Genomic DNA, 25300 nt, shown 5'->3' on the forward strand with positions numbered 1-25300 from the left:
GCTTACAGTGAACCCAAACTGGGGAAGTATTTGGGGGTGTGTATCAGTTAGCGGCTCAATGGTCTATTCAACTCTTACGTTGCCAGCCCTGTCTCTGGCAATCCCTAACCTAAGCGTGATAGCTAGGTTAGGGTTGTTGAAACAATTGATTAAAGAACTCCTAATTTGGGGTTGTATAGCGCTACGCGCTAGGCAATGGGCAATAGGCAATGGGCTTTCTTTGAAGAAAAACACTGACTCATCAAGGGATTGAGCGATTTAAATTTTTCTTCTTTTGTCCTAACCTGTGTGCGTAGTGCTATATAAACGTACCCTGACATGTCTAGAACCTAAATGCGTAACCTTTGAGGAAGCGTTAACTGGGGTTACGCCAGCCGACGCCGACGCTTTAGGGAGCAATCCCTAGTGAAGCCTCCCAGAAATAAACGCGATCGCAATATTGAAATCTGCTCGTACAGATAGCTTCCAGGGAAACATTTTGTGTGTTGGTCACATCCAGCGATACGAAAGCGGGTTCTCCTCCGGGTGCAACGGTTCGAGATTCAGCCTTTACCCCATCTATATACACATTAACAAGAACCCTGGGACTACCTTGGTCGTTATCGCGCATGCCAAACTCTAATTGCAACGTCTGAAATCTAACATCCTCCCGATTGGGTTGCAGTCTACAGGTCAATGATGCCAGAGTATCGCCCGAACCCATATAAAATCGCGATGAGTAAACCGCTTTATTGACTACAACGTTTTCACTTCGACGTCTCCAGTTGCCGATCCCCGTATCCACACAATTGAGCCTTAGCAGGAAGGTTGAGCGTTCTTGTGCTTGCACAATTTGTTGACTTGGGGCAGTCAACGCCGCAAATAGAAGTCCACTGGCAATAATTTTCTGAATCAGTTTGCTTTTCATCTGCATTGAGTAGATCACCCACACCAATAGGTGTCAATACTACATCATCCCATGGGCAGAGGTGCAGGGAATAGGAGAGATGAGGGAGATGGGGAAGATGGGGAAGATGAGGGAGATGGGGGAGAACATCCAATTAGAGTTTATTCAAGCAATACTGGAATCATCCCTTGATCAAAGATTTGACCCTTTGTATCAATACCACGAACTAGGATGCGATCGCGATACACCTCGTAAGCGGCAAAACTCAGCGTTGAGGCGGAATGGGCTGTCCATGACGAACGCCCAACTGGGCGAACTCCAGCACCTGCACCACAAGTTAAATAGGTTGTCCCATTAATCGGCAGAGTCCGTTCATAGTTGTGGTCATGACCATTAATATAGAGTTGCACGCCGTATTTTTGAAACAGAGGCGTCAGGGTTTGAATCAACGCTTGATTCAATCCGTAGTGACCCGATGAATAAATCGGATTATGTCCAAACACAATCTTCCAGGGCGCATCGCTGCGGCTGAGTTCCTGTTCTAACCACGGTAACTGACGCTGCCAATCCGCATTGGCGTTTGTATCCAGCGCCCAAAATTGCACTGATCCCCGCCGAAAAGTATAGTATCGTCCCTGCATATTGAAACCCGGATACTGGACTTGGGGATCACCATTGGCGGTGCGGATGTCATGGTTTCCCAGACAAGCGTGAAATTTCACTCCATTTTCCAGCAAGGCTTGATAGGGTTTTTCAAAGACTGCCTCTACCTTTTCAATTTCCCCATCGTTATAAATATTGTCACCTGCCATAATCACCAACTCGTAGGAATTCTGTTGGTAATAAGCCGTCATTGCCTCTGCCACAGCATATTGTCCGGCTGCACCTGTGCCTGTATCGGCAATAGACACAAAGCGTAACAGAGGTGGATGAATTAATTCGTTCTGGGTATCCGTTGAGGGTGTTGGTTCAGGAGTCTGGGAATAGATATCACTCGTCTGAGTCGTTTGATGGGCGAAGAGATTACTGCCAACGGCAATCGCCCCGAAACAACTCATACCACTCAAAATCAGAAATTGACGGCGTTTGAGGCTCATAAATCTAGAGCAGTCATGCAGACTGAAGCAAGACGGGCAAAAATGTTAAATTTGTGCTGTAGGAGCAGCGTTCTGTAAGAAGAATCTAGCGCATTTTATGCCAATTGGCGTTGCTGGGTAGGGAAATAAAAATGTCACAAGAGCAGCATAAGCCTCAGGAATCCATAGAGGTAGATGAATCCACTCAAGAAACGAATACGGCTGAACCCACTCGCCAGTCTAAACTGGTGGATTGGCTCTATCCCAGCTTTGAAACCGTTGAGAAGGTGTGGGATAGTATTTTGGCAGCAATCCGCTCTTTGTTACCCGAAGCTTGGAATCAAAAGCTCTCAGATTGGGGATTGACGGGCGCGATCGCGGCGTTTATTGTGGTCATAATGGTGACGACAGTCGCACTAACGCCAGAGACACCAACACAGTTAGCCAAAGAAGTAAAACCCGAACCTGTTGCTGCACCTGCCGAATTAGCCGCACCTGAACTTGCAGACACTTCAGAATCTAAGTCCTCTCCCCTAGAACTTACCCCAGAACAACGCCTGATTACAGCGATTCAAGATCAAGTGGCTGAAATTACAGATCAGTATGCTAATGGACTGATTCAATCTATTCAAGCCAACTTTCAGGGGAACCGTCTGATTGTCACCGTGAGTGATGGCTGGTATAAATTAGATGAACAGGATCAAGAGCAATTAGCGAGTGAAATTTGGCGTCGCTCTCAAGACTTGGAGTTGAGCAAACTGGAAATCACTAATTCTGATGGAACTCTATTGGCGCGGAGTCCGGTAGTCGGTTCTGGGATAGTCCTTTGGCAGCGTTAGAATTTAACACCTATTATGTAGAGACGTAGCCTGCTACGTCTCTACATCACATAAATGCTACTTTACGAGCCGATCAGCGCATGGCTTTCTCAAGCTGGTTAGCAATATTGAATTGAGATAGACTGGGGGATTCAATCTCACTTCTCGCCAGTTGTTCTAACTCAACCGCTAGCGATCGCAGGTAGTCGGCTCGTTGGCGCATTCGGGTACTGATTCCCTCTGTACCAGTGGCAAGGCACTCCGGGCAAACATCACTAACATATTCGCCGGATTCCCGATACGCTCTAGCCACCACCTCTAGGGGGAAAAAAATGTTACCGCACAAATTGCAACGGCATTTTTCCTCGAAGTGATTACTCTCAACTTGAATTTTAATGGGCATGGACGGTGTTCTCCAATATATATGCAGTTGTGGGATGGCTGGAATCCTGTTTAGACTTGGCTGAAGCGAGCCGCTTAATTAATTATTTATTTTATTTTAACTATAAATGTAGTTAATCGTACAGATTATTTCTAATCAGAAAGAAATTGTCTTTTTGTTAGCTTTTCATGACAATGATTCCGCTTCATGCCCAAGGGCTACGGTTATCGTAGGGATATTGTTGCCAGATCGTGATAAAAAAATACTCAGAGTTCAGACTCTGAGTATCAATAAACAAGTGATGATTCTATTGAAGCTTCGCTGAAGCCCGAATCAGAGAAATCCCATCACTTTTATCTTCCTCTGAATTTTCAGCCAATAAACTCGTTACAGAGGTTGCTGTATCCAAGCGGTAAAGTTTTGTTGCTTTAACCTTCCCACTGCGTCGCTATATGCTCAGCCAAATCGACAACTCGCTGAGAATAGCCCCACTCATTGTCATACCAAGCAATGACTTTCACCATATCACCACCCATTACCATCGTTAGACTGGCATCGACGATAGATGAAGCATCATGTCCCTTGTAGTCTGAGGACACCAACGGTAAGTCGTTGTATTCCAAAATGCCCTTAAGCGAGTTTTCTGACTCTTCTTTGAAGACTTTGTTTACCTGCTCAGCAATGGTGCTTTTCTCAACTTGAGCCACCAAATCCACAACCGATACATTCGGGGTAGGTACGCGCATCGCGATCCCATTCAATTTCCCCTGCATATCTGGAATAACTAAAGCCACAGCTTTAGCTGCTCCCGTCGAGGTTGGCACGATATTGATCGCAGCGGCTCTGGCTCGACGGACATCACGGTGACTCGCATCCAGAATCCGCTGATCCCCCGTGTAACTGTGGGTCGTAGTCATGGTTCCTTTAATGATGCCAAAGTGTTCATGTATCACTTTGACCACAGGAGCCAGACAGTTTGTTGTACAACTCGCATTGCTAACAATGTCATGCTTGCTGTGTTCGTAGTCGTGATGATTCACTCCAACGACAAAAGTGCCGATGTCACCACCTTTCCCTGGAGCCGTAATCAGCACTTTCTTAGCGCCAGCGGCTATATGCTTAGATGCACCATCCCTGGTGACAAACACCCCGGTCGATTCGATGACTAGGTCAATACCCCAATCACCCCAAGGCAAGTTCAGGGGGTTGCGATCCGATACACATTTAATCGTTTTGCCATTGACGATTAGGGAGTTTTCGTCATAGCCAATGTCGGCTTTGAGCGTCCCTAGCATGGAGTCATATTTAAGCAAATGAGCATTTGTCTTGGGATCAGATGTATCATTGATGCCCACTAACTCCAACTGACTATTTTCTCTAGTCAGTAAACATCTGGCGAAATTACGTCCGATGCGTCCGAACCCGTTGATCGCTACTCTAATCACTGCGTCTTGCCCTCTGTATTCAAGCTCAGTAAATATACTTTTTATGAACCCAATCATATCGCAAAGCCGGACAAATTCTAAATGCCGATTCAGCGACGGATTGGGAAACGTCGGACTTATGAGTTGCTCTAAGTCTTTCCACCCAAGGGTTTGGGTGAATCTGAATTGAGAATAAGAGTTGTTGGATTAGGGGTGTAGGGTGTGGTTAGATGTCAATACGGCTCGCAGCGAACTCTCATTTGATTTTCTCTTCCAGAGGTGCTATGGCGCGTCTGGAACAGGTTTCCCCAGGTCAAGCGTCGGAGTTCTAGGGTTCTGCTGAATTTTCCGGAAACCCCAGAATGAAGGCTGTTTAGTATAAAAAACCGTCTGGAGATAGAAAAAGTTACTTCAGTACAAACACGGTGGTCAACTCCACTGGAGCAATAACACAATTAATAGCGAAGTGGGTCTGTTGCCAAGAAAATCTGATAAATACACCCTTGGCTGTATCTTGAAAAATCAATTCTTGATATGATAGCGCGTGTTATTGGCACAGTAGGCTTGTGTGGTGTGGTGTGTAAGGAGTTAAGATGCCTAATATTGTCGATCTTAGTGGCAAGCCATTCCATTTCATCGGAATTGGTGGAATTGGTATGTCAGCGCTGGCTTACGTTCTAGCCAAACGCAACCTCCCTGTATCTGGGTCTGATATTCGTTCGACGCCGATTACTCAGCGGTTGCAAGCTGTCGGCGCTCATCTGTTTAGAGACCAGAAGGCAACCAATTTGGAATTTTTTAGAGAAACGAATGTCCCCATTTCTCAGGGCGTATCCGCAACGGCGATTGAACCCGAACCTACTCGACAAACAGTTGCCGCCCCCTCAAACACTAGGGAAGACCATCTTGTCTCCTGCTTACCCCAAGTCATCTGTTCGAGTGCGATTAATCCAATCAATTCTGAGTACAAAGCGGCTGTAGAAGGCGGCTACCCAATTTTTCATCGCTCCGACTTACTGGCAGCGTTGATACAAGACTACCGAAGCATTGCCGTTGCTGGAACTCACGGCAAAACCACAACCAGCAGTTTAATGGGATACTTGCTGCTGAAAACGGGTCTAGACCCGACTATCGTGGTTGGGGGAGAAGTGGATGCTTGGCAAGGAAATGCGCGTCTGGGTCAAAGTCCCTTTCTGGTGGCTGAAGCAGATGAATCAGATGGGTCGTTAGCTAAGCTGGCTCCGGAAATTGGTGTGATTACCAATATTGAACTCGATCACCCCGATCATTACCAGAATCTCGACCAGGTAATCGAAACCTTCAGGATTTTTGCCGATCGCTGTCAAACCATCGTGGGTTGTATTGATTGTCAGACCTTGCGATCGCATTTCACCCCCACCATCAGTTATAGCCTGCAACGCACAGCCGGGGCTGACTACAGCGTGGATCGCGTGGTTTATCAGTCAGAAGGCACCATGGCAAGGATTTGGGAAGGCGATCAGGTGTTGGGTATCCTGCAACTGAGTTTATTAGGTCAACATAATCTCAGCAACGCCTTAGCTGTTGTGGCAGTAGGACGACACCTGGGACTAGAGTTTGACGCGATCGCCTCTGCTCTAGCCACCTTTGAAGGTGCCAAGCGTCGCTTTGAGGTTCGGGGTGAGTGCAAAGGGATTACCTTTGTCGATGACTACGCTCATCATCCCAGTGAAATTCAGGCAACCTTAGCGGCGGCTCGCTTACAGGTTGAATTATCACGCCGCATTGTTGCCATTTTTCAGCCCCATCGCTATAGTCGAACCTTGACATTTTTGTCAGACTTTGCTAAATCATTTGGCGATGCTGATCTCGTCGTGGTCACAGACATTTATAGCGCAGGCGAAGCCGGTGTTGGAAAAATTACAGGTGAGCAAGTGCGAGCCGCGATCGCGGATCACCATGAGCGGGTCTACTACCAACCAACCTTAGATGAAGTCTCCCAACTCCTCGCCCAAATCCTGCAACCCGGAGATCTAGCTATCTTTCTCGGTGCGGGAAATTTGAATCAGATTATTCCCCAGGTTATAGAGTCCTACCAGACGGCGACACCTGAGAATTCGACTGAATTGAGTCAAACTGTCTAAGGTTGGTTAACCCCAGCCGCACCCGATTGGGTGTGTCCACTTCCACTGGCTAAAATCCATCGGCATTCTTTTGACCTGTATTGATATGACCTTGTCATCCTATTCTCCCGGCGTTGCTAACACGCCCCTGTGTCAGAAAACCTCTGACAAGCCTAAGCTTTACTTGCCTGGAACTGACTGCCTCCTCCGTTCTCAGGTGTCTTTAGCGAGTTTGACATCCTTTCGCGTGGGAGGTCCCGCCGAGTGGTATGTGGCACCCCGACGGGTCGAGGATCTGCTCGCCAGTTTTGAATGGGCAGATTTGCAGGGATTACCCATAACCTTGTTAGGGGCGGGTTCTAACCTACTGGTTAGCGATTGTGGTTTGTCCGGCTTAGTCGTCTGCACTCGTCATCTCCGTTCTACCCAGTTTGACCCAGATACGGGTCGAGTCACGGTGGGAGCCGGAGAACCAATCGCTCGTTTAGCATGGCAAGCCGCTAATCACGGTTGGCAAGGGTTGGAATGGGCAGTAGGTATTCCGGGAACGGTGGGGGGCGCTGTGGTGATGAATGCCGGTGCCCATCAAAGTTGTGCGGCGGATCTGCTGGTGAGTGTGGAAACCATTTCACCCACCGGAGTCGTGGAGCGGCTAACGCCTCAAGAGTTGGGATTTCGCTATCGCACTTCCATCCTGCAAGGGGGGAATCGCTTCGTGACTCAGGCAACGTTTCAGTTGCAACCGGGCGCTGATCCCAAACAAGTTCGATCGACAACAACTCACCATTTAAAGCAACGGCGTGACGCTCAACCCTATCACTTACCCAGTTGTGGCAGTGTTTTTCGCAATCCAGAACCCCACGCGGCGGGTTGGCTGATCGAGCAATTAGGTTTGAAAGGCTATCAAATTGGCGGCGCTCAAGTGGCAGAACGCCATGCTAACTTTATCTTGAACTGTGGCGGTGCTAAAGCCAGCGATATCTTCCAACTGATTCGTTATGTGCAGCAGCAAGTCGAGCAGCATTGGTCGCTTTCCTTAGAGCCAGAAGTGAAAATCTTAGGACGGTTTCAGCCTGTCTAAAGATGTCGCATTGACCGAAGCGGTACTAAGATTAAGACTTAGCAACGATAAACCCGTCCAACTTGAGAGACAGTCAATACGTTATGACCAAAGGACAAGGATTCGGCTTCGGTTTAGGCAAGATGAAAGAACTTGCCGAAGCATTCAAAAAAGCCCAAGAGGTACAACAAGGAGCCAAACAGCTTCAAGAAGAATTGGAGCAAATGGAAATTGAAGGCTCCTCTAGCGATGGTATGGTTAAGGTGTTTATGAGTGGGAATCAGGAACCCCTGCGCGTCGAAATTGCTCCAGACGCGATCGCTCAGGGAGCCGAAACCCTATCAGAAACGGTTACAGCCGCCATGAAAGATGCTTATGATAAATCAACCACGACGATGAGGGAACGTATGGAAGAACTCACCAGTGGGCTAAATCTGCCAGGGATGTAACCTTATCTGTATCTGTAGAACTGGGAATATAAAGTTTCATGTCATTCATCAAAGACAGCACATCCCAGTTCTGCTCTGATTGTCATTGGTCATTGGTCATTGGTCATTGGTCAGAGTTCAACAACCTTTATTCTCTCCAGGTAGTTGAAACTATTGCCTATTCCCTATTCCCTATTCCCTCTCCCCACCACAAGACTTATTCAGCAGCCCCTAATCAATGATTTCTGTGACTTGAACATTGATTTGCCCTTCTGCTAATTGAATCTGTAATTCTTCTCCAGGAGCGAGACTTGCCGCATTCCGAGCAATTTTTCCTTGTTCAGTCCGCACTACCGCATACCCTCGTTTTAAAACATTGGTTGGGTCAAGGGTGGCTAACTTTTGCCCCAGAAATTGGCAATGTTGAGTTGCTTGACTGATCCGCCAAGATGTGCTTTGAACTAATCGCTGTCGCTGCTGCGCGATCGCATGGTGTTCCTGCTGTAGCTGTCGGTCAAGGGGTAAGCGTTGTAGACGGTTTCTGAGTTGGTGTAATTGGTTGCGGGAGGTATACAGATGCTGAGTTACTGCCTCATGTAACGCCTCCTGACGCTGCTGATTTTCCCTAATCAGAGTTGCCAACTCTGGCACGGCTTGTTCTGCGGCGGCGGTGGGTGTATGAGCGCAACAATCAGCCACTAAATCTGCCAAAGATTCATCCCGTTGATGACCAATTCCCGTTAATACTGGAATTGAACAGTTCGCGATCGCTCTCACCACTCGCTCATCATCAAAGCCCACCAAATCCTCCGATGCACCACCTCCCCGCGATAAAATCACTAACTCAGCCCTCCCATCTCGCTCAACTCGCTCAATCGCTGCCACAATCGATTCTGGTGCTAAATCCCCTTGCACTTGTGCCGGAGAAAACAACACCGATAATCCTGGATACCGTTGTCGCAGGGTGCGGCGAATATCTCCCCAAGCGGCGGCTTGTGGTGAAGTGACAACCGCGATCGTTTGTGGATGTGTTGGCAAAGGGCGTTTGTTTTGGGCATCAAATAATCCTTCCGCCGCCAATCGTTGGCGCAGTTGATTGTAGCGCAGTGCCTGTAACCCTTCTCCTCCGGGCAATGCCTGCCAAACCATAAGCTGATATTGTCCCCGTTGCGGATAAATCCGGATACTGCCTAATGCAATCAACTGTTCTCCGGATTGAGGAAGTTGCACCAGCTTACTTAGCACAGAGTTCCACACCACGCATTGAATGGATGCCTTGCCCTCTAAATCTTGCAGGGTAAAAAACATACCACTCCGATGACGGTTGGCACTAGAGACTTCTCCAATCACCCAAACCTTCTGGAGTTGGGTATCCTGCTCTAACAGATCCTGAATATAATCGGTTAACCCTGCTACCGAAAGGGTTGTCTCTGGAAGTAATGAATTGGTATTGGTCATTTGTCCTTTGTCATACTCGCTATCGCGAGACGCAAGCTACGTCATTTGTCATTTAGTCGGGGCGGGTTTTGCAGCCAAGTTGGGGATAACAATCAATATTAGTTCCTAAACCCGCCCCTACACACAGACGCCATGGCATATCTCCCCCTAGCTGCCCCATTTTCCCCATCTTCCCCATCTTCCCCAGCACCCCTACCCCCACCAAATCCTCGAACTTGTCGATTGACCCAACAATGCTATAGTAGTACCTGTGTTCTATATTGGGGGAGGGAAAATGCTGTCAAATATTTCTCTCCAGCCCAAGACTTGGGATCAAAATACCGTAATAGTTCGGCAAGATTATGGCGTTGATGAACGATGTCTTAGCATTGACAAATTAGCATTTCCGTGATTTAGTCCCAAAAATCAGGTTCTCTTAATCTTGCAGGCAGTCGGCGTTAAAATAGAGCCAACTTTCTGCACTAATTCTCAGTCCATTTCAATTTCTCAGTCCATTTCAATAACAGTTCTTGAGGCATCCATGGCTACCCAAATCACCAACAGTCCCGAAAAGGAAAAAGCCCTGAACTTGGTACTCAACCAGATTGAGCGTACCTTTGGCAAAGGTTCGATTATGCGCTTGGGAGATGCCACCCGTATGAAGGTGGAAACCATCTCCAGTGGTGCAATTACTCTAGATTTAGCCTTGGGTGGTGGCTTGCCCAAAGGACGGATTATCGAGATTTACGGACCAGAAAGTTCAGGAAAGACGACTCTCGCCTTGCACGCCGTCGCAGAAGTGCAAAAGTCCGGTGGAGTAGCCGCATTTGTAGACGCTGAACATGCCCTCGATCCGACCTACTCATCGGCGTTAGGGGTTGACATTGAAAACCTGTTAGTCTCTCAACCGGATAGCGGTGAATCCGCTCTGGAAATCGTCGATCAACTCGTGCGATCGGCGGCTGTGGATATTGTTGTGATTGACTCGGTAGCTGCCTTGGTCCCGCGTGCAGAAATTGAAGGTGAAATGGGCGATACCCAAGTGGGATTGCAGGCGCGTCTGATGAGTAAGGCGCTACGTAAAATTGCTGGGAATATTGGCAAATCGGGCTGCACTGTTATTTTCTTGAACCAGTTGCGACAAAAAATTGGGATTACCTACGGCTCTCCAGAAGTCACAACAGGCGGTAATGCTCTTAAGTTCTATTGTTCAGTCCGCTTAGACATTCGCCGGATTCAAACGCTCAAGAAAGCCAGCGAAGGGGAATATGGAATTCGCGCTAAGGTCAAGGTAGCCAAAAATAAAGTTGCGCCCCCCTTCCGAATTGCTGAGTTTGACATTATCTTTGGACAAGGGATTTCCCGGTTAGGATGTCTGGTTGACTTGGCTGAACAAACAGGAGTGATTAACCGCAAGGGAGCTTGGTATAGTTACAACGGCGATAATATTGCCCAAGGTCGTGACAATAGTGTCAGGTATATTGAAGAGAATCCTGAAATTGCCGCGACTATTGAACAACAAGTGCGCGAACAGCTTGACATGGGAGCTATGGTGTCAGCGAATTCCATCAATCCAGACGAAAACGAGGAGCAAGAGGAAGAACAAGAAAATTTTGAGGAAGATTAAGCTGAATCCCTCAAAACCTTGATAAAGGGTGCGTTACGCTTCGCTAATGCACCCTACTGGTGTGGCACAGCTAAAATGAACGTCTCGCTCGTACTCCAATCTTTCCCATTCTCTATTCCCTGTTCCCTGTTCCCCGTTTCCTATCCTCATCACAACATGTATTCAGCAAGCCCTACTTAGTCCATCGGTTATTTTTCTCCGACTTATTCAGCAAGCCCTACTTAGTTTACGGATTGGGAATTTGCCGACTGAAAAATCGGTCTAAAATTTCTGCGCGTTGATGGGAATTTAATTTAGGTAAGGCAGGTTCTCCAGATAATTCTTCTAACTTTGATAGTTCTTGCAAAAATTGCGATGTCCCTTTGTGATACTCCGCTTCAGAGCTTTTTGCTTTTGCAGGTAACTCCAAATCTTCATCTGGGGCTTTTCGTTTTGAGGATGAAGAGGGTTCTACGGAGGAAGACGCTTTGGAGGCTTTCAGTTTCGCGATAATTTCGGGAGAGGTGGGGTTGAGCTTTTGGGTGTCGTTGCAGAGGAAAAAGTAAAAGCTTAGGGTACTAAGTCGAATACAATCGCCATCTTTAAGCGATATATGTCCATGTACTGGTTCTCCGTTGACATAGGTACCATTCGTGCTTTTAAAATCGACTAGGTAATATCCTTTGTTTGGCAGATAGTAAATCGCGGCATGATGACGGGATAAGTGAGGGTCGGGAATCGATATCGCCAATTGGCGATCGCGACCGATAGTCCAAATTCCCTGCGGCTGAAACAGGGTTTGGGTTTTTCCCTCTACCAGATTGGTCATCAGACAAGGTCGCTGGCTTTGAACGATACCCGTGACAAAGCGAACTGTTCGACTCGAGAACGTTTTATGCCCCGTTTTTTCAAGCTGGAGGATTTCATCGAGTAGACCCCGATGATACTCGTAGAGCTTCAGGAAAACCTGGTATAGACCCAATCGTTGTTCTATTTCCATAAAACGAGCCGACAATTCCTAAACAACCTAATACCCATTGATGGGAACTTTAACATTTGGATTGGTCTATCGTTTCGGATGAACTCTACAGCGTTAGAAATTTTACCTGGAGATTAAAAGAGGCAGGTTGGCTGTTGCCTAATTCAGATATCTGTCGAGTTCAAGCCAATCTTAACCTATGGCTTACGCTCTGCCCGTTGTTCTAGGCGAAATAGCCAAATCATTAGGGCGACGATGCCAACTTGTAGCGCCAGATTGGGAAATGCTGTCGCCACTTCTCGACCTGCAATTAACTGTGCCAGGAAAACGAGTCCTCCAATAAAGCCAGAGGCTGCAAATGCCACATAGATAAATTTTCTCAGTCCTCGGTAGGGCGCTTTGGCTTCAGCTTTCAGGCGAGCATATTTTTCCGGACTCATCTGTCGCGATTTGGGTTTTGACTGGGGCTGGCGATTGTTTGGGGTTGAATGGGTCATGAGTTTCGTTGATCATACCTCTCTAGCTTAATGGTGACATGCCTATCCCCACCTTGGGCAGTAAAATATGCCAAACCTTGCTTTAATATAAAGAAAGGTATCTTTGGAGTGATTGGCTCACAGGGTTCATGCCATAGAAGAAAAAAGATGCAGTTACTTGCGCTAAAGCTTGCTATAGTAGTCAAGTGATGCCGGTGTAGCTCAGTGGTAGAGCATTCGATTCGTAATCGAACGGTCAGCGGTTCAAATCCGCTCATCGGCTTCAATCAGAAGTTAAGCCAAATCCGATACAAGGGAGTTACAGCCTTAATCAGCAAGGGATTGCCCTAAACAAAGACTGGTTGACCTGCGCTTCTATGGTAGCTATTGGGGTAAAACTGGGGTAAGGTCATATTCTGGATCATCGTCTGCCTTTTGGCGAAAAGCGCGATCGCATCTCGTGTTGATTGATTAGCGTTGGTTGTATTAAAGGAAGCCTACATTCTAATCTTTGATTGAATGTAGGAGGATGTCACGAAGTTGGTTGTTGAGCTTGGGTTAATAAGGGCGCACGTCTATGCGCCCCTACTGTCTTAATGTTTGGGTTGGTGGCGTGTTTATCCTATCGCTGATTACTCGCTTCTCTTTCTCGCGCCGCCTTTTGAAAAAATTGACTGTACTGTTGATGACCTTTGTGAAAGACAAAGTTTAAAGTTAAAGGCTCATCGACATCACGAACATCACCGGGACCTTCGAGTACAACAATTTCATCGCCAGAGGTTTCATGTTGACCAATTTTCACAGGTTTGCGATTTTTGACTTCACCTTGGCTACTATCAATATAGACAATAATATTGCCTGTATTTAACTCCTGACCAATATTTTGAATCAGTTGTAAAAAGTTGCGATCGCTCCCGCCTCGACGAACCGTTACTCGTCCCTGTATATCTTCTACAGAGCTATTTACCGTATCTCCGACACCAATCATCAGTGGCATATCTTTCGGGTCAAAATTCGCTTTAACTAACTCCAGTAATTCCTCTAGGGTTTTTGGCGCTTGTCGCACATTAAAGTCTTCCCCTAATGGATAGGAACCCGTCCGTTGAAAATAATAACGATTTAAAATCGCTAACACACCCGCCTCTTTAATTGCCCCTTGCAGCATAAACTGAAAATCAGTTGTGCCAGAATCTTGCGCTTGAGCTGGGCGTAAGAGTTCTTGTCCGTTTAAATCTCTGCCTAAGTTGGGAGCATAATGAACAAAAAACGAATCGCCTACCCCTTTAATCTGTGCCTCTTGTAACAGTTCTTGCATCAGATTTTGCATGTCTTTTTGCAAATCCATATAAATTTGCGGATATTGGCGCAGTTGTTCATAAAAGGTATTCAGATTAGCACTAGGGGAAGCCTTATTTTCCAGAACAGAAGCCTGGATACATTCCTCCAAGTTTTCAATTTCTGCGGCTGTACTTTTTTGCTCAAAAAAGCGGCGTAACCGTCGTTTAATCGTCGGCGGAACTTCGGCTAAAAACTCTAATTCGGCTTCACTGACACCTGGATGAGAAACATTCCCTTGACGGTCTTGCCATTGCACACCGCCACCTGCTAGACCGGGGAGATACAGCCCCTTTGCCTTAACCTCAGCCGGATTGCCAAAGGCGCGTTCAATAATACCATTGACTCCTCGTTCTCCAATATGTTCTCCGTTAGTCAGGACATAAAAATGACCATCAAACGCCTGGGTTGCTTTGACATAGTTTCGGTCAATCACTCGCGTTAATGGGTCTTTAACCAGTCCCATACAGACGCCATCTAAATCTTGGATAATTAGGATATTTTCTACATTGATTAAAACATCGGCAAGGACTTCTGTCTTTAAGGATAGAGTATGCTCATGGGGAAGAAGTTGAGGAGAAGCACTCATTAGTAAATCGCTGATGACAAACAGTTAATATTTTATCGTTCATAGTTCATCCTTCAGCGATAATCCTCTGACTCTGCCACTCTAGCAATACAGCGCGACACTGGAGACAGGTTAACTCTTGCAAAAGAGCGTGAATTCCGGTGGATGTGATTGAGTAGGTGGTTTCGACTCGGTTGGGGTTCACGGCGACTGCGGGGTCAAGTTCAGCAACGAAACCGTAGAGATATTGGTTCGAGAAAGAGCTATTAATTGCCCAGCCTGTAGAATTGAGGGGAGTTAGGTTTGCGATCGCCTCTTCAGAGACTCCTAATTCCCGGCTTAAGATTCCGGGAACGGCGGCGATGGGGGTTTGTTCAGGATTGACTCGTCCACCGGGAAAATCCAGCGTCGCTTCTCCGACACCAGGGCGATAGGTTGGTGCAGGAAGCAGAAATTTCCCCGCCTGAATCGTGACGATGACAACTGAATCGGCTTTTTCGACTCGCCAATACTCAAGAATTCGCCCTTGGTCATCTTGTAGGCGTTCACCGATTAGAGTAAGCCATGGGGAACAGATTTCTACGAAACGGTCTAGGGTTTGCCAGGGGCGGGGTTTATTCATAAAACATGGGACTTTGGACAAAAAAATAAATTTTCGTAATCTATTTACCAAGGTATTTGGGGCAGAAAAATTAGATGTAGGGGCGGGTTTAGGGACTAAAGACAATTATCCACCAATAACGGAACAACAAAACCCGCCCTCCTCACCAATAACGGAACAACAAAACCCCCCATTCCCCCACTGAAAGACAATCGATTAATCCCAAACTGGACAACGAAACCCACCTTATCCTCAACCGCGATCGCACCAAAAAAATGTCGAAATTGGGGCAGGGCGGGTTTTGTAGAAAGGTGATTGGTGGCTGCATTAATTTGTCCCTAAACCCGCCCCTACATTGGGTTTTATCTCCCGATATCATATTTTCTGAAACTTCAAACCATTGCACCGCTATCAGAGACAATGTATAATTACCCCCCAGCTTCCCCAGCTTTCCCAGTATTTCCACGGCTGCTGCACTACAGCACTCTCAAAATACTAGGAATACTATCAACCGCTTCTAACGCCTGAATTTCGGCTAAGGCTTTGCGGAAGTTTCCTTCCCGGACATCATGGGTGACAACCACAATTTCGGCTAACTCGTTCTGGAAGCCAATTTGTACGACTGACTCTAAACTGACCCCATGATTACCAAAGCTAATACCCAGATGACCAATCACACTCGGTCTATCTTTGGTCATAATTCGGGCATAAAATCGAGTGACTAATTCTGAAATTGGGGCGATGCTGCAATAGTGTTGATGGACACAACTTAATAAAGGATGCAGGTGATGGGTTTCGCCTGCCGTTTTCAACACCGCTGCAATATTCAGAATATCCGATACCACCGCACTCGCCGTGGGACCTGAACCAGCACCCGGACCAAAGAACATCACTTGTCCCAAGGGTTCTCCTTCCACCAAAACCGCATTGTAAACCCCATGAATACTCGCCAGGGGATGGTCTTGGGGAACCAGAGTTGGATGTACTCTAATCTGTAGCATTTCTGATTCGGGTTCACTGGTGGCAACCCTCGCCTCTCGCTTGGCTACGGCGAGGAGTTTAATCACAAACCCTAAGTTCTGGGCGTAGGCGATATCGGCGGCGCTGACTTGGCGAATCCCTTCACAGTGAACATCTTCTAACTTAATCCGTCCAGCAAAGGCTAGGGAGGCGAGGATGGCAATTTTATCGGCGGCGTCTAACCCTTCAACATCGGCGGTGGGATCAGCTTCGGCATAGCCTAATTTTTGGGCATCTGCCAGAATATCGGCAAATTCTCCGCCCTCGCTTTCCATGCGGGTGAGAATATAATTGGTGGTGCCGTTAACAATCCCGGTAATGCTGTGAATTTGATTGACGCCTAAAGACTGTTTTAGGGGTTGAATCACTGGGATACCGCCGCCCACCGCTGCTTCTAAGAGAACATAGACGCCTTTTTCTTCGGCGGCGGTAAAGATTTCTGCCCCATAGCGGGCGATAACGGCTTTATTGGCGGTGACAATATGCTTCCCATGGGAAATGGCTTTGAGGATTAGCGATCGCGCGGGTTCTAGTCCCCCTAGTAATTCCACGATAATATCAATCTCTGGGTCAGTGACAATTGACTCCAAGTCCGTCGTCATCACTTCAGGCGGCACTTTCACTGATCGCGGTTTATCGAGCGATCGCACGCCGACTCTATGAATGTCAATCGCTTGCAGCAGGGGATTCCGACCCGTGGGGTCTTGTAAAATTTTTGCTGTTCCCGTACCAACTGTTCCCAGTCCCAATAAACCAATTTTAAAAGCCACAGCTATTATCCTAAAATTTTAAACATTACAGAAAAGGGGTCATCGTTTCAAGACATAATGTCAATCCTTGATCGAATTCGGCGCGAAGATCCCAACTCTAACCGTTGAGGGTTAGTGGAGAAGAATGTCATTCAAACCAACCTTCATCCACATAATTAATTTGGGCAAAGGGACTCAACGCCGACAACACTTGAGTGCCGTAACTGCGATGGTTAACCCGATTGTCTAATAAGGCAACAATCCCTTGAGAGTCTCGCACTGGGGCAACTGCCCGTTGTAATTCTCGCAACGCCGCAGGTAATAGATATAAGCGAAACCAGTCTAACCGTCGCTGTTTGTAGTACGCCACTTGACCTGCAACCCAAGGGTATTCTAGGGAGGGTAGGGGTAAGGTGGCAATAATTAACAGTTGGGGAGAGGGTAAAAACTGTTGCTGAGAGCGCCAGAATTCCCAACCACAAACTAGAATACCATTTTCCTCTAGCTGGGTCTTTTCCACTTGGACTCGCGACCCAAATTCAGCGGCTAAAACTGCCCCTAACTGAGTTTTCAGAGGGACATCCCCGACTAAGATGACAATAGGTGTTTTCACCTGATGACTTGCCCCTAAAAGCGTTCGCACTTGTTGAAACAAGGCATTTCGGAAGCGGGGCGTATTCGGCATCGGTAGCCTATCGGGTAAATAAAGCTGAATCAGTTTGCTGTGGCGGTCAGGCGAGAATTTTAAGCAGGTTAACTCTCCTAAACCCAGTTGTTGACGGTAAACCGACGCTGCTGCATCTAAATCTAGCGCCCCGCCAATTAAGACCACCGGTTGTTCTGACCAGATGCGACTGAGGGATGTTGCTACTTCTGTGGGTTCACAATACAGGGAAAACTGACCCTGCGATCGCTCAATCGCTGCCCAGGTAAACTGATTGGATGATTGCCAGCATCGCCAAAACTGTTTCCAGGCGGGTGGCAGATAGGCAGACTCCCCACCATTTGCCGATTGTAAGACCTCAAACAACTCCTGGATGACAGCGTGTTCGCCCGATTCTATCAGATAGCAATCATAAGGATTGGCTGGACGCTCAAATAAGCGTTTGGTTAGCCGCACCCGCCTATCCCGAATCCAATCTGCCTTTTGCGGATGGGCTAACATCAGGTCATGCCAATGTTGAGGCTGAATCGTACTCTTGAGTTGATCGCGCACCCAGTCGTCTAAATCGTCTGCTTGGTCTATGAGGGTGGGAATACCTTGAGGAAACGCCCTTTTCTCTCCTAAACGATCTGCCAACCATGCTTCGGGAGTGGTAATCAGCAGTCCTTGAAAATCCTCATCTGGGAACCTGTCACCAACGTGAATCGCCTTATTTGTACCCATCCATTCTTGCAAGCTGGGAATTTCGACCTGTAGCAGCCAGGTTTGGACTAACACAGGCGCAACAATAATCACGGGTTCCTGCCAGATTAAAGCAGGTGCCAAGTAACTCAGACGATAGGGTTCTTGGGGACTTCCTGTTTGAATTAATGCAGAACGCCCCAAGCGCAAAGCCCGCGCTACCAGCCGCGCCATGGTTAAATGGTGGGGCCAGTTGGGTTGACCTTGCTCTCGCAGAAAGGCACGTAGAGAGGAATGGACTTCGACTTCAATCACGTTAATCTCGTGTCTGAACGTTCCCAGAACTATAGACAGCTATTCTGATCTTGCCTCAATCTGAGGATGAGTCTCTTGGACTGGATTTTGGAACTTATCTAGTTTGACATAAGAATCGAGGATTAGGTCTACCAGTGCGTTAACCCCCCAACCATTACCATTGGAGTAAGATGCAAACGATTAAGGGCGGGTTTTGTAGAAAAGTTATCGGTGTCGATGTAAAGTTAATCCCTAAACCCGCCCCTACATACAGACGCTTCTGTCATCACGTCTGGAACATGACTCCCCCTGCTTCCCCTGCTTCCCCTGCTCCCCCTGCTCCCAGACGCGCCAAGGTTGCTTCCATTACCGCTGTGGTTTGCCCAGAAACAGTAAATACCACAGCTTCGCGATAGACACGTTGGGCGGCGTGGGATTGGATATTTGCCGCGCCACTAGAAACCGTCACCGCCGCATGGGTACAGCGCCCTGCTAGGTTAATTGCCCACGCCCTTAGCTGTAGGGATTGGGGACGTTTTTTCCCTATGTAGGGGCGGGTTTCACTATTATCATTTGTTGTCACCCGGATGTTTCTAAACCCGCCCTCATCTCCCCTATCTTCCCTATCTCCCCCATCCTCGGTGTCAGCAGAATTTGCTGATAATGCTGCGATCATTGCGGCTTCACAGTCGCAGACTTCGGCGGTGAGAGCATTAAAAGCGTTTTGAATAAATCCTAATTGCTTGCGTTGATAAGCAGCGGCAATAATATCTAATCCGGCTTTAGCACAACCTAAGGCAAAGAACCCATGATTTAATACATTTTTTCGATCCCCTGCATGAATCGCCCCGGCTTTTCTGAGGAATAAAACAGACTCGTGAGGTAAAAACCAATCCGTTAGACTAGCAGACACCGTATTCGTTGAGTTCATCGCCGCTAGCGCCATCGGTTCACTAAACGCGATCGCACGTCCAACTCCTTGGTCGGTCGAGGTAAAGGGTACAATACCATAGAGTTCTTGACCATCGGGTAATGTCGCCCCAATCACAAAATCCTCAAACAAGCCAAACCCCGTAACCCAAGGGACATTCCCGCTAATCTGATAGCCCCCATCCACAGGCGTCGCCTTGACTGGAGGATTCCCGGTGCGCCGCAGTTGGGAGAAACCCACCCCGACTAACGCCTCACCTCTCCCCATGCGGGGAAGATACTGCTGCTTTAAGGCGTCATTGTCACTTTTGGCTAAAAACCCACCCGCACTCTGATGCTGAGTTTGCAGAAATGCCAATGCACCAGAATAACGACAGACTTGTTGCTGGAAGTGAAAGAAGGTAACAGGATTCACCTCAGCACCTCCCCAATGTGGGGGAACCTTCAGCGCTAGAAGGTTGCGATCGCCTAATCCTTTCAGTGCGGTTCGTAATGCTTCCGTATCCTGATCGATCTCTGAGGCGCGAGGGGCGACAATTTCGCGCAAGTAAGCCTCCGCCACGTCTAAAAGGTTAGACGGATTCGCGATTCCCTTCGGGATAGCTTCGCTTCGTGCGTCAGGAACGCCTTGGTTCGCTGTAGTTGGTGACATTAGGTAACAAACAGTTCAACAATTCCTTTCTCAGGATATCCGACTCATTGCCGCGCCCATTTGGAAGATTTCATGATACCAAAGTTAGTAGAATTTTGTGTTCAATTGCCCAAAACCTCCTCCGGTAAAACCAAAAAGACTGATTTGAAATAACTTTGTTGGTGTCAACTGTTACGCTGCGATCGCCCGTTTTGAATCAGTTCAGAGTCTGTAAATCTTGAGAAGCTCCCGATGTTTCTAAAATATTGTCAGGGTTAGTTTCCCAAATTTCCCAGAAAACAGCAATAGGTTGTTCGGGGAGCATGGCTGATCACTCCTGTTAGAAACGTCTCAAATCTTACTGTCCAATGGCACAAAATGCCGCCCAATAGTAGGGAGACTCAAATGGCTAAGCTACAAGCCATTGAGCCGATTTTCCCTAGGGCTAGTGACAGTTTGAGGTAAAGGGCGACCCGATACAATTGAGTGGATGGGTGGTGTTTATTGATGCAGGCGGGTCGCCCCTACAGTATATTGATCATTGGGTCGCTACAAGGGGTTTATTGATTCCTTTTCTTTTTCTCCTAATTTATCCATCGCTACACCCCAGTTGTACCAGGCTAATTGGTAATCGGGTTTAAGTTGAATCGCTTTCTCATAAGATGCGATCGCACTTTGATCATCTCCCAACTTCCCCAAGGCTAACCCCCGATTATTCCAGGCTTCGGCGTAGTCGGGTTGGTGTTGAATCGCTGCGTCAAAAGACGCGATCGCACCGAGAAAATCTTGGTCGGCGAGTTGCTGTTTCCCTTGATTGAACCAGGTTTCGGCGGCATCACTTTCGGCTGTTTCGTTGTGATCTGTGTCTCCCGTTTCTTCCCGATAGGCTTCCCTTTTCCCCGCCGGTTTCGCCAATAAATCCTTGCCAATTTCTGCCGCAATTTCCCCTAATTCTCCACAGCCGACGCCACTCATCTGCAATAATTGCCAAGCGAACTGATGATCCGCCTCGGGTAATTGGCGCAACTGCTGTCCATACTCATACAGCCACACCTTAAAAGCGCGATCGCTACTCTGATATCCTAAATGTTGCAGGATCTGTTCCCGATTCCATCCCTGATTCACCCCAATCACCAATTGCCGAAATAACTGATGATAATCTGCATCACTCAGGCGTTTTTGCCGTCGCCTGTATTGTTTGGGTTTCAGGAAAGGCGGTACGATTCGCCAAATCAGCCGCACTAACCATTGCCAAAGCCGCTTGATCATCTGCTTGTGGGAAAGGGATTATTGTCCCAGTGTATATCGTTAGTTTATCGGGGTTGGGTCAGTCCTGTCTCATGCGATCGCCAGTTGAGTCGGCTAAAAAATCGGATTAATTAAGGTCAACTGGGGAAATATAGGAAAAAATCAGTCATTTCCCCCAAAGCTTTGGCTAGGCTAATTTATTAGGTAAAATTCTAAAAAAGCATGGTCACTTATTCCATTGAATTTTAGCAATGCCACTTTGGTTTAATGCTGAGTTTCAGTCACTCCCCATAATGCACCCTCTAATGGGGCATAATCATCAATCTCTGTGAGTATGGCGAATGACGAATGACGTAGCTGGCTTCTCGCTTGGGCGAGTATGACAAATGACCTGCATATAACTCTTTTGGTAAAATGTCAACCAACTATCGAGGTATGAATTATGTTCAAAAATATGTTATTAGTATCCTTTTACACCCGTCAATCGATTGACCTAGCCGATTTTGTCTGATTGTCCTCCAGGAAATGTTAACTTAAATAAAGTTAAGTTTCATTTCTTTACATCTACCCCTAACCTAAAGTAACATCTCATGAAATCAAGTAATGAGGTTAAGGGCTTGATAAGCGTTAGCTAGAATGAGGCTGAAGCTTATCAGCAATCCTGTTTGAGACAGCCTGTCATTGTCATCACACAGGTAAATTGAACCCATTGAATTGTCAAAGTATCTCATGAATATTAACCAGCAATTGGGCAAACTCAAACGAGGTATCTTCAGAATCAAAAAAATCCCTCGTTTTTTCATCTTACTGATAGCCACAATTGCCACGATTCAATTTCTCATTCTCCCCGCCTTGACGCAACAACCTGTCACAGTCAAGGTGTTGATGAGCGCCCTAGAAGCATCCCAGTGGCAAGAATTTGTCGAGGACTTTGAAGAAGAAAATCCCAATATTAATCTAGAAATCCTGGAAGGACCCAACGAAACTAACCTGGTGGAAGACCTCTATACCTCTGCCTTTTTGTTGGGGGATTCACCTTACGATCTCGTTTATCTAGACATTGTTTGGGTACCAAAATTTGCCGCAGCCGGATGGTTAATGCCCCTATCTGACCGAGTTTCCCAAGACCAATTATCCGAGTTTCTGCAAGGGGATGTAGAGGGAGGACGCTACAACGGTGAACTGTATCGGATGCCCTTCCGTTCCGATGGTGGGATGCTCTATTACCGTACTGATTTATTAAAGCAGGGTGGATACGAACCCCCCGAAACCTTTGCAGAACTCATCCAAATCTCTCAAGCGTTGCAACAACAAACAGGAGTTGAATGGGGATATTTATGGCAAGGAAAGCAATACGAAGGCTTATCTGCTATGTTTGTGGAAATCCTGGAAGGGTTTGGTGCCTTTTGGGTAAATCCAGACACACTAGAAGTTGGACTTGATCAGCCAGAAGCAATCCAAGCGGTTGAATTTTTACTGAATACCATTGAAAAAGAGGTTTCTCCTGCCGGTGTTACCACTTACGCCGAAGAAGAAACCCGCCGCTTATTCCAGAATGGTGAAGCTATTTTCTTGCGAAATTGGCCCTACGTTTACACATTGGCAGCCGACTCAGAAATTGCGGGTCAATTTGCGATTAAGCCAATGGTACACCAACCAGCCGATAGTAGTGGTGCTTGCCAAGGCGGATGGGGACTGGGTATTTCTCAATCCACGAAACACGCCGACGAAGCCTGGAAAGTGATTGAATTTTTTAACCGTCCGGAAGTCCAAAAAGAATTCAGTCTCGCCAACGGTTATGCCCCCGCTCTAAAATCACTCTATACCGATCCTGACCTGGTAGCTGAATATAGTTACTTTCCCCAAATGTTAGAAGTCCTGGAAAAAGCGGTTCTGCGTCCTCCTATCGCTCAATACGCTCAAGCATCGGATATTTTGCAGCGTTATCTCAGTGCGGCAATTACACAAACGATGACGCCAGAACAAGCCATGAATCGAGCCGCTCAGGAAACACGAAGACTTCTAGGAGATTAAGGTTCAGCCGTTGGTTGAACGGCACGTTGTAAGTCAATGAAATTACGATGAAACAAGCTTCGATTCGGCAACGAGAGATACGAACGGGTTGGTTACTAACCCTACTCGCCATCCTGATCTTGTTAATGGTGTTTGCCTATCCCATTGGACGAGCCTTTTGGTTAAGTTTATTCAGTCAAAATCTAGGGACTGAGTTACAGGCAGAGTTTACTGGCTTGGACAATTATGCACGGCTAGTGGGTGATGGACGCTTTTGGCAAAGTATGTGGCACACAACGGTGTTTACCGTGTCCTCGATTGTCCTGGAATTAGTGTTGGGAATGGCAATTGCATTGGTGCTAAATCAAGCCTTTTTTGGGCGAGGTTTAGTTCGCACCGCCGCCCTAATTCCCTGGGCATTACCTACTGCTGTCATGGGGTTAGCATGGGCGTGGATTTTTAATGACCAGTTTGGCGTTGCTAATGATATTTTGCGATTGTTGCCCGCTGTTGAGCCGATTACCTGGTTAGGTGAACCGATTCCGGCAATGATCGCATTGATTGCGGCTGATGTCTGGAAAACAACGCCCTTTTTTGCGATTATTTTGCTAGCAGGATTGCAATCCATTTCCAAGGATCTTTATGAAGCCCATGCAATTGATGGGGCGTCTCCAGTACAGAGTTTTGTGCAAATTACATTACCCCTACTGACCCCGCAAATCTTGATTGCCCTCTTGTTCCGATTTGCTCAAGCATTCGGGATTTTTGACCTTGTGCTAGTCATGACAGGGGGCGGTCCAGCCAATGCGACGGAAATGATTTCACTCTATATTTATGACACGGTGAGACGCTATCTGGACTTTGGTTACGGTGCGGCGTTGGTTGTCGTCACCTTCCTCTTACTAATTCTCGCCGTGGCAATTGTTGGCTTTTTGCTCTCAAAAACCCGGATTAATGTTTTAGGAGACCAGTAGATTAACCATGGCAATCGCTCAAGACTCATCATCCAAAAACCAGTCAAAAATCAATACCAAGCAAATTCTGCTCTGGGTTGGTGTGGTATTAACGTTAATTTTTTGCCTCGCACCAGCCCTTTGGCAGGTGTTGACATCTTTCAAGATCAATGAGGCGATTTCGACAATTCCGAATGTCTATTTTCCCGCGCCCGATCAACTCACTTGGACGCACTACTCACAGCTATTTGAACGTTATCCCTTTTTGCGTTATATCCTGAATAGTGCCATTGTTTCATTCACCTCCACAATCTTATGTTTAGTCGCCGGAGCGCCCGCTGCTTATGCCTTAGCACGGTTAAGAATTCCGGGAGAGCGAATTGTTTTAGCCTGCGTTCTCATCGTCAGTCTCTTTCCCTACGTGCTACTGTTCCTGGGACTTTTAGAGGTAGTGAAACTGTTAGGGTTGGGGAATAACTATATCGCCCTAATTGTTCCCTATACCGGAATTAACTTACCGCTGACTATTTTGGTGCTGCGAAGTTTCTTTCAACAGCTTCCCAAAGATCTAGAAGATTCCGCCCAGGTTGATGGCTATAACACAGTACAAATGCTGTTGAAAATCGTCCTGCCGATGACTGTACCTGCCCTAGTGACGACGGGGATTCTCACGTTTATTTTTGCTTGGAATGAGTTTATCTTTGCCTTGACCTTTATTACGCGAGATGAAATGAAAACCATTCCAGTGGCAGTGGCTCAAATTGGTGGAACTTCTGTATTTGAAATTCCTTACGGTCCGATCGCGGCAGCGACAGTCGCGGGAACGATTCCCCTGATTCTGTTAGTGCTGTTCTTCCAACGTCGTATTGTGCAGGGCATCACGGCTGGGGCAGTTAAAGGATGAGATTGTAGGGGCGACCCGCTTGCATCAATTAACAA

21 protein-coding genes and 1 tRNA gene are annotated in these 25300 nt (G+C 47.1%); 9 read left to right on the forward strand and 13 right to left on the reverse strand.

All coding sequences use genetic code 11. The features are described from left to right. Nucleotides 1–388: 388 nt before the first annotated feature. Both RID53_RS00870 and RID53_RS00875 read right to left on the reverse strand, forming a co-directional pair. Complete coding sequence (locus RID53_RS00870; RefSeq protein WP_446386327.1) at nucleotides 389–907, reverse strand: hypothetical protein; 519 nt, start codon at nucleotides 905–907, stop codon at nucleotides 389–391. A 140-nt stretch (nucleotides 908–1047) separates the two neighbouring features. Next, complete coding sequence (locus RID53_RS00875) at nucleotides 1048–1983, reverse strand: metallophosphoesterase (RefSeq protein WP_446386328.1); 936 nt, start codon at nucleotides 1981–1983, stop codon at nucleotides 1048–1050. 131 nt (nucleotides 1984–2114) lie between these two features. Here RID53_RS00875 and RID53_RS00880 point away from each other — a divergent pair, with 131 nt between their 5' ends. Continuing rightward, a complete protein-coding gene (locus RID53_RS00880; RefSeq protein ID WP_446386329.1) occupies nucleotides 2115–2801 on the forward strand; it encodes a hypothetical protein in 687 nt (228 codons plus the stop codon). A 73-nt stretch (nucleotides 2802–2874) separates the two neighbouring features. Here RID53_RS00880 and RID53_RS00885 read toward each other — a convergent pair whose 3' ends face one another. Together RID53_RS00885 and RID53_RS00890 are read right to left on the reverse strand one after the other, a co-directional pair. Next, nucleotides 2875–3183 (reverse strand): hypothetical protein, encoded by a 309-nt coding sequence (locus RID53_RS00885; protein WP_446344327.1) that lies wholly within the window; start codon nucleotides 3181–3183, stop codon nucleotides 2875–2877. 407 nt (nucleotides 3184–3590) lie between these two features. After that, on the reverse strand, nucleotides 3591–4607 hold the full coding sequence (locus RID53_RS00890; RefSeq protein WP_006099248.1) for a type I glyceraldehyde-3-phosphate dehydrogenase: 1017 nt from the start codon (nucleotides 4605–4607) through the stop codon (nucleotides 3591–3593). Nucleotides 4608–5179: 572 nt separating this feature from the next. On the opposite strand from RID53_RS00890, the gene murC reads away from it, so the two are divergent. From murC to RID53_RS00905, 3 genes are all read left to right on the forward strand, one after another. After that, a complete protein-coding gene (gene murC / locus RID53_RS00895; protein WP_446386330.1) occupies nucleotides 5180–6709 on the forward strand; it encodes a UDP-N-acetylmuramate--L-alanine ligase in 1530 nt (509 codons plus the stop codon). Between the two features lie 85 nt (nucleotides 6710–6794). Then, nucleotides 6795–7769 carry a UDP-N-acetylmuramate dehydrogenase gene (gene murB / locus RID53_RS00900; RefSeq protein ID WP_446386331.1) on the forward strand — a complete coding sequence of 325 codons (975 nt, stop codon included), beginning with the start codon at nucleotides 6795–6797 and terminating at the stop codon, nucleotides 7767–7769. 83 nt (nucleotides 7770–7852) lie between these two features. Beyond that, nucleotides 7853–8197 carry a YbaB/EbfC family nucleoid-associated protein gene (locus tag RID53_RS00905; RefSeq protein WP_006099386.1) on the forward strand — a complete coding sequence of 115 codons (345 nt, stop codon included), beginning with the start codon at nucleotides 7853–7855 and terminating at the stop codon, nucleotides 8195–8197. Between the two features lie 210 nt (nucleotides 8198–8407). On the opposite strand, the gene xseA is transcribed toward RID53_RS00905, so the two are convergent. After that, nucleotides 8408–9634, reverse strand: a complete 1227-nt coding sequence (xseA, locus tag RID53_RS00910) for an exodeoxyribonuclease VII large subunit (protein WP_446386332.1) — start codon at nucleotides 9632–9634, stop codon at nucleotides 8408–8410. A 520-nt stretch (nucleotides 9635–10154) separates the two neighbouring features. On the opposite strand from xseA, the gene recA reads away from it, so the two are divergent. Further along, complete coding sequence (gene recA, locus RID53_RS00915) at nucleotides 10155–11240, forward strand: recombinase RecA (RefSeq protein ID WP_446386333.1); 1086 nt, start codon at nucleotides 10155–10157, stop codon at nucleotides 11238–11240. A gap of 226 nt (nucleotides 11241–11466) precedes the next feature. On the opposite strand, the gene RID53_RS00920 is transcribed toward recA, so the two are convergent. Together RID53_RS00920 and RID53_RS00925 are read right to left on the reverse strand one after the other, a co-directional pair. Continuing rightward, nucleotides 11467–12219, reverse strand: coding sequence for an FHA domain-containing protein (locus RID53_RS00920; protein WP_446386334.1), 753 nt, complete (start codon nucleotides 12217–12219; stop codon nucleotides 11467–11469). Between the two features lie 176 nt (nucleotides 12220–12395). Then, on the reverse strand, nucleotides 12396–12695 hold the full coding sequence (locus RID53_RS00925; protein ID WP_446346956.1) for a DUF3493 domain-containing protein: 300 nt from the start codon (nucleotides 12693–12695) through the stop codon (nucleotides 12396–12398). 190 nt (nucleotides 12696–12885) lie between these two features. Here RID53_RS00925 and RID53_RS00930 point away from each other — a divergent pair. Further along, a tRNA-Thr gene (locus RID53_RS00930) sits at nucleotides 12886–12957 on the forward strand. 339 nt (nucleotides 12958–13296) lie between these two features. Here the strand turns inward: RID53_RS00930 and stpA are convergent. The 6 genes from stpA to RID53_RS00960 all read right to left on the reverse strand — a co-directional run bounded on the left by stpA (nucleotide 13297) and on the right by RID53_RS00960 (nucleotide 21416). Further along, nucleotides 13297–14598, reverse strand: a complete 1302-nt coding sequence (stpA, locus tag RID53_RS00935; RefSeq protein ID WP_446386335.1) for a glucosylglycerol 3-phosphatase — start codon at nucleotides 14596–14598, stop codon at nucleotides 13297–13299. Between the two features lie 46 nt (nucleotides 14599–14644). Next, nucleotides 14645–15199 (reverse strand): NUDIX hydrolase, encoded by a 555-nt coding sequence (locus tag RID53_RS00940; protein ID WP_446386336.1) that lies wholly within the window; start codon nucleotides 15197–15199, stop codon nucleotides 14645–14647. A gap of 455 nt (nucleotides 15200–15654) precedes the next feature. Next, nucleotides 15655–16968 carry a homoserine dehydrogenase gene (locus RID53_RS00945; RefSeq protein ID WP_446386337.1) on the reverse strand — a complete coding sequence of 438 codons (1314 nt, stop codon included), beginning with the start codon at nucleotides 16966–16968 and terminating at the stop codon, nucleotides 15655–15657. A 127-nt stretch (nucleotides 16969–17095) separates the two neighbouring features. After that, nucleotides 17096–18607, reverse strand: a complete 1512-nt coding sequence (locus RID53_RS00950) for an ATP-dependent DNA helicase (protein WP_446386338.1) — start codon at nucleotides 18605–18607, stop codon at nucleotides 17096–17098. Between the two features lie 265 nt (nucleotides 18608–18872). Then, nucleotides 18873–20168, reverse strand: a complete 1296-nt coding sequence (locus RID53_RS00955; protein WP_446386339.1) for an acyl-CoA dehydrogenase family protein — start codon at nucleotides 20166–20168, stop codon at nucleotides 18873–18875. Nucleotides 20169–20696: 528 nt separating this feature from the next. Next, nucleotides 20697–21416 (reverse strand): tetratricopeptide repeat protein, encoded by a 720-nt coding sequence (locus RID53_RS00960; RefSeq protein WP_446386340.1) that lies wholly within the window; start codon nucleotides 21414–21416, stop codon nucleotides 20697–20699. Between the two features lie 708 nt (nucleotides 21417–22124). Here RID53_RS00960 and RID53_RS00965 point away from each other — a divergent pair. The 3 genes from RID53_RS00965 to RID53_RS00975 are packed head-to-tail and all read left to right on the forward strand — an operon-like array spanning nucleotide 22125 to nucleotide 25265. Next, nucleotides 22125–23429, forward strand: a complete 1305-nt coding sequence (locus RID53_RS00965) for an ABC transporter substrate-binding protein (protein ID WP_446386341.1) — start codon at nucleotides 22125–22127, stop codon at nucleotides 23427–23429. Nucleotides 23430–23476: 47 nt separating this feature from the next. After that, nucleotides 23477–24382 (forward strand): carbohydrate ABC transporter permease, encoded by a 906-nt coding sequence (locus RID53_RS00970; RefSeq protein WP_446386342.1) that lies wholly within the window; start codon nucleotides 23477–23479, stop codon nucleotides 24380–24382. A 7-nt stretch (nucleotides 24383–24389) separates the two neighbouring features. Beyond that, entirely contained in the window at nucleotides 24390–25265 is an 876-nt protein-coding gene (locus RID53_RS00975; RefSeq protein WP_446386343.1) for a carbohydrate ABC transporter permease, read from the forward strand. The last annotated feature ends 35 nt before the right edge of the window (nucleotides 25266–25300 follow it).

The sequence above is a fragment of the Coleofasciculus sp. B1-GNL1-01 genome, from assembly GCF_040220235.1.
In the GTDB taxonomy this organism is placed as follows: domain Bacteria; phylum Cyanobacteriota; class Cyanobacteriia; order Cyanobacteriales; family Coleofasciculaceae; genus Coleofasciculus.

Coding starts and splice junctions, on each gene's coding strand:
- RID53_RS00870 (WP_446386327.1), bottom strand. CDS start 907: ATGAAAAGCAAACTGATTCAGAAAATTATTGCCAGTGGACTTCTATTT.
- RID53_RS00875 (WP_446386328.1), bottom strand. CDS start 1,983: ATGAGCCTCAAACGCCGTCAATTTCTGATTTTGAGTGGTATGAGTTGT.
- RID53_RS00880 (WP_446386329.1), top strand. CDS start 2,115: ATGTCACAAGAGCAGCATAAGCCTCAGGAATCCATAGAGGTAGATGAA.
- RID53_RS00885 (WP_446344327.1), bottom strand. CDS start 3,183: ATGCCCATTAAAATTCAAGTTGAGAGTAATCACTTCGAGGAAAAATGC.
- murC (WP_446386330.1), top strand. CDS start 5,180: ATGCCTAATATTGTCGATCTTAGTGGCAAGCCATTCCATTTCATCGGA.
- murB (WP_446386331.1), top strand. CDS start 6,795: ATGACCTTGTCATCCTATTCTCCCGGCGTTGCTAACACGCCCCTGTGT.
- RID53_RS00905 (WP_006099386.1), top strand. CDS start 7,853: ATGACCAAAGGACAAGGATTCGGCTTCGGTTTAGGCAAGATGAAAGAA.
- xseA (WP_446386332.1), bottom strand. CDS start 9,634: ATGACCAATACCAATTCATTACTTCCAGAGACAACCCTTTCGGTAGCA.
- recA (WP_446386333.1), top strand. CDS start 10,155: ATGGCTACCCAAATCACCAACAGTCCCGAAAAGGAAAAAGCCCTGAAC.
- RID53_RS00920 (WP_446386334.1), bottom strand. CDS start 12,219: ATGGAAATAGAACAACGATTGGGTCTATACCAGGTTTTCCTGAAGCTC.
- RID53_RS00925 (WP_446346956.1), bottom strand. CDS start 12,695: ATGACCCATTCAACCCCAAACAATCGCCAGCCCCAGTCAAAACCCAAA.
- stpA (WP_446386335.1), bottom strand. CDS start 14,598: ATGAGTGCTTCTCCTCAACTTCTTCCCCATGAGCATACTCTATCCTTA.
- RID53_RS00940 (WP_446386336.1), bottom strand. CDS start 15,199: ATGAATAAACCCCGCCCCTGGCAAACCCTAGACCGTTTCGTAGAAATC.
- RID53_RS00955 (WP_446386339.1), bottom strand. CDS start 20,168: ATGTCACCAACTACAGCGAACCAAGGCGTTCCTGACGCACGAAGCGAA.
- RID53_RS00960 (WP_446386340.1), bottom strand. CDS start 21,416: ATGATCAAGCGGCTTTGGCAATGGTTAGTGCGGCTGATTTGGCGAATC.
- RID53_RS00965 (WP_446386341.1), top strand. CDS start 22,125: ATGAATATTAACCAGCAATTGGGCAAACTCAAACGAGGTATCTTCAGA.
- RID53_RS00970 (WP_446386342.1), top strand. CDS start 23,477: ATGAAACAAGCTTCGATTCGGCAACGAGAGATACGAACGGGTTGGTTA.
- RID53_RS00975 (WP_446386343.1), top strand. CDS start 24,390: ATGGCAATCGCTCAAGACTCATCATCCAAAAACCAGTCAAAAATCAAT.